Here is a 3,660-nt window from a genome sequence, read left to right on the forward strand (position 1 = left end):
CAGGCCCTGCACGAGCGTGACGAGACCGGCGAAGCTTTCTTCGACGAGCCAATCGATTTGCGCATCGGGATAGACGCGCCGGATGTCGGCGACGGCCGGCATGTTGTGGACGACGTCACCGAGCGACGACACGCGAACGAGCAGTATCTTTTGCACGCTGAAAGGAAATAGAAAGGGCGGCATTGCAGGACACGGCGGGGCAAGAACGGGCCCATGCCGAGCGCTGCCTGAAGGGGTGGGATTCTACCGCGCCCGCGGGCCGGGTTTGAGCCGGATTCGGTTGCATGGCGCCGGATCGGGCTGCATCCGGGCTGCATCCGGGCCGATTTGGCCACATTTAGAGCCGCATGCGCCGGCACCGTGTGGTCGAGCCGTCTCCTGTCGATGGCCGGAAGGCACTACAATGCTCGTCTCGTCCGAATCACGCGCTCGCCGAGTGCAGCACCTCATCAACGCAACATGCCTAGTTCGTACCGCCTGGTTCCAGTGCGCGCGGCCCTCTCGTTCGCGGCACTCACGGCGCTCGCCGCGTGCTCCAGCGCGCCGCAGCCGAAATTTCAGCAGGAAATGTTCGATACGGGCGCGAGCCCGTTCTCGCGCACATTCCATGTCGGCAGTGCCGACGCGTGCGAAGCTGCGCGCCGCGCCCTGCTTAATCAGGGCTATCTGACGACGCTCACGCAAAGCGATCGCATCGATGCCACGAAGGACTTTCAACCGAACGGCGACTCGCATGTCACGGTGGAATTTCACGTTGTCTGCACGCCGGGCGTGGATGCCGACGGCTCCAGCATCATCTACGCGAACGCGATCCAAAGCGGCTATACGCTGAAAAAGAGCGATACGTCGGCCAGCGTCGGCTTGAGCATTCTCGGGTCGCTCTCGCTGCCGATCCGCTCCAATAGCGACGCCATGGTGAAGGTGTCGAGCGAGACGATTCAGTCGAACGCGTTCTACGACCGGTTCTTCGATTCGGTCGGGCACTATGTGGGTACGCTGATTAAAACGGCGCCCGTGCCCGTCGGCTCGGTGACGACGACGACATTGCCGGGTTCGGGGCTCGTGGTGACGACGACGACATCATCGACGCCATCGCTCTCGTCGACGACATCGACGATTTCGGGCCACGCCACGCCAACACCGGCCGCCGCGCATTCGCCTGCAATGACGGCCACCCCGGCGCCAGCAGCCACCACGGCTGTGGTCGCGCCCGCCGCATCCGTTGTTGATCCGGCTGTCCCGTCGGCTGCCCCGGCCGTTTCGGCCTCGGCATCGCTTCCGCTGCCTGTGGCGCTGCCCGCGGCGAACGCCGACAAGCCTGCTAACGTGCTAACGCCGACGTCGACGCAAACGCTCACGCCAACATCGACGCCGCAGCCCGCATCGGCCCCCGCTGCGACATCAACCGTCTCGCCGTAAAGCCGGGGCCAGGGCCCGGGCTCGCCGCCGAAGCGGCAGGCCCGCGGCGCCTTAGAACGGCAGCTTCGCGTCGGGTTTGGCCGCCACGATCACGCGGCGGAAATCGTTCTGAATCCGCTTGAGTGCATCCGGGTTATCGGCTTCGAAACGCATGACGACGACGGGCGTCGTATTCGACGAACGCGCCAGGCCGAAACCATCCGGATATTCGACGCGCAAGCCGTCGATCGTGATGACTTCATCGGCGCCCGTGAACTGCGCTTCTTTCTGCAGACGGCCGATCAACGTGAAGTTCTCGCCTTCCTCGAGCTTGAGCTGCAACTCGGGCGTCGACAGCGAATTCGGCAGATCGTTGAGCACCTTGCTCGGATCCTGCTGGCGCGAGAGCAATTCGAGCAGACGGGCACCGGTATAGAGCCCGTCGTCGAACCCGTACCAGCGATCCTTGAAGAACACGTGGCCGCTCATCTCGCCCGCAAGCGGAGCACCCGTTTCACGCAGCTTCGCTTTGACGAGCGAGTGGCCCGTCTTCCACATGACCGGATCGCCGCCTTGCGCGCGCACCCACTTCGCCAGATTACGCGTGCACTTCACGTCATAAATGATCTGCGCGCCCGGGTTGCGCGACAGCACTTCCTGCGCGAACAGCATCAGTTGACGATCGGGATAGATGATCTGGCCGTCCTTCGTGACGACGCCCAAACGATCCCCGTCGCCGTCGAATGCAAAGCCGACCTCGGCATCGGTTTCCTTCAGTGCGCGGATGACATCCTGCAGATTCTCCGGATGGGCCGGATCGGGATGGTGATTCGGGAAGTTGCCGTCGATGTCGGTAAACAGTTCCACCAGCTCGCAGCCGAGCGCCTTGAACAAGCGCGGCCCGAGCGCGCCGGCTACGCCGTTGCCCGCATCGACGACGATTTTCATCGGCCGCGCGAGCTTGATGTCGCTGACGATGCGCTCGATGTATTGATCGGCGATGTCGTACTGCTCATAGCCGCCGCTGCCGCTGGCGAATTCGCCCTGCTCGATGCGGCGGTAGAGCGCCTGAATCTGCTCGCCGTAGATCGCGGCGCCGCGCAGGACCATCTTGAAGCCGTTGTAATCGGGCGGATTATGGCTGCCCGTGACGACGATGCATGAATCGACGCTGCGCTCGCCGCCCTTGAGCGCGAGCGGCACGCTGGCGGCGAAATAGCCTACGGGCGTGGGCACCATGCCGACGTCGACCACATCGACACCGGCCGCGCGCAAGCCGTCGGCGAGCGCTTTGATCAGCGAGGGGCCCGACAGACGGCCGTCGCGCGCGACGACGACGGCGTTGCCGCCCTGCGCGCGCACTTCGCTGCCGAATGCCTGGCCGACGAGGCGCGCGACCTCCTCGTCGAGCGTTTTACCGACGACGCCTCGGATGTCATACGCCTTGAAGATGGACTGCGAGATCATTGATCGCTCTCTTTTGGCTTCGATTGGAAAGGTGCTCGCGCCGGCAACCCACTTATAATTGCGGTTTTGATCGGCGCATGTGGCGCCTATTTTAATGCGCCTATGCCCCTTCGCCATATGGCCGTACGAGATGACGGCCGAAAAGCGCGCCATTTACCCCCCGGCGCGAGCATGTTGACGTTCAGCAGCAAGATTCCTGCCTTACCCCGATGCTGAGGCGCCTCGCCCATCCCGACATCGCGAAAGCCGCGGCGAATATCGTCTGGCTCGGCCTCGAGCGATTGACGCAAATCGTCGTTGCGATCGCCATCGCGGGGCTGCTCGCCCGGTACTTCGGGCCCGATGTCTTCGGCAAATGGCAGTACGCGAACACGCTGCTGCTCGTGCTCGCCCCGATTACGTGGGTGTGCGGCGCCGAGATTCTGGTGCCGACGATCGTCCATCGCGGGGAAGGCGACCTCGGCACCGTGCTCGGCAGCGCGTTCGTCTTACGATTCGTGGTGTCCGCTCTGGCACTTGCGGCTACATGGGCCGGAATTGCGGCTGGGCTGACCGATCCCGTCGTCGGCGCGATGCTCGCGGGGCTGGCCGTGACGATGGTCTTTCGCGAGCCGTTCATCGGCGTCGTGAATTCATGGCTGCAAAGCCTGACCTACAGCAAGCCGCAACTCGTGACGAGCATGGCCACCGCGCTCGCCAAGCTCGCCCTGGTGTACCTCTTCGTCCACATGACGCTCGCCGCGCCCCGCTTCGCGTGGTTGTGGGCACTGGAAGCCGCCGTCATTGGCCTCGTGC

Annotated in this window: 2 protein-coding genes and 2 pseudogenes; 2 read left to right on the forward strand and 2 right to left on the reverse strand. The window is 64.1% G+C overall.

Annotated elements, in window-relative coordinates:
- Nucleotides 1-183: pseudogene (locus tag ACTHL0_RS17835) on the reverse strand (lipopolysaccharide heptosyltransferase I); the annotation flags it as partial.
- Between the two features lie 276 nt (nucleotides 184-459).
- Between ACTHL0_RS17835 and ACTHL0_RS17840 the strand changes: the two are divergent.
- Nucleotides 460-1,419: a DUF2242 domain-containing protein gene (locus tag ACTHL0_RS17840; RefSeq protein ID WP_440568150.1), complete on the forward strand. Its 960-nt coding sequence runs from the start codon at nucleotides 460-462 to the stop codon at nucleotides 1,417-1,419.
- Nucleotides 1,420-1,470: 51 nt separating this feature from the next.
- On the opposite strand, the gene ACTHL0_RS17845 is transcribed toward ACTHL0_RS17840, so the two are convergent.
- A complete protein-coding gene (locus tag ACTHL0_RS17845) occupies nucleotides 1,471-2,865 on the reverse strand; it encodes a phosphomannomutase/phosphoglucomutase (RefSeq protein ID WP_440568151.1) in 1,395 nt (464 codons plus the stop codon).
- A gap of 209 nt (nucleotides 2,866-3,074) precedes the next feature.
- On the opposite strand from ACTHL0_RS17845, the pseudogene ACTHL0_RS17850 reads away from it, so the two are divergent.
- Nucleotides 3,075-3,660: pseudogene (locus ACTHL0_RS17850) on the forward strand (hypothetical protein); the annotation flags it as partial.

The sequence above is a fragment of the Trinickia sp. genome (genome assembly GCF_051961175.1).
Classification (GTDB): Bacteria; Pseudomonadota; Gammaproteobacteria; order Burkholderiales; family Burkholderiaceae; genus Trinickia.

Bases quoted from the DNA above. Each gene is read 5' to 3' on its own strand.
- ACTHL0_RS17845 (WP_440568151.1), bottom strand. From the start codon at position 2,865: ATGATCTCGCAGTCCATCTTCAAGGCGTATGACATCCGAGGCGTCGTC.
- ACTHL0_RS17840 (WP_440568150.1), top strand. From the start codon at position 460: ATGCCTAGTTCGTACCGCCTGGTTCCAGTGCGCGCGGCCCTCTCGTTC.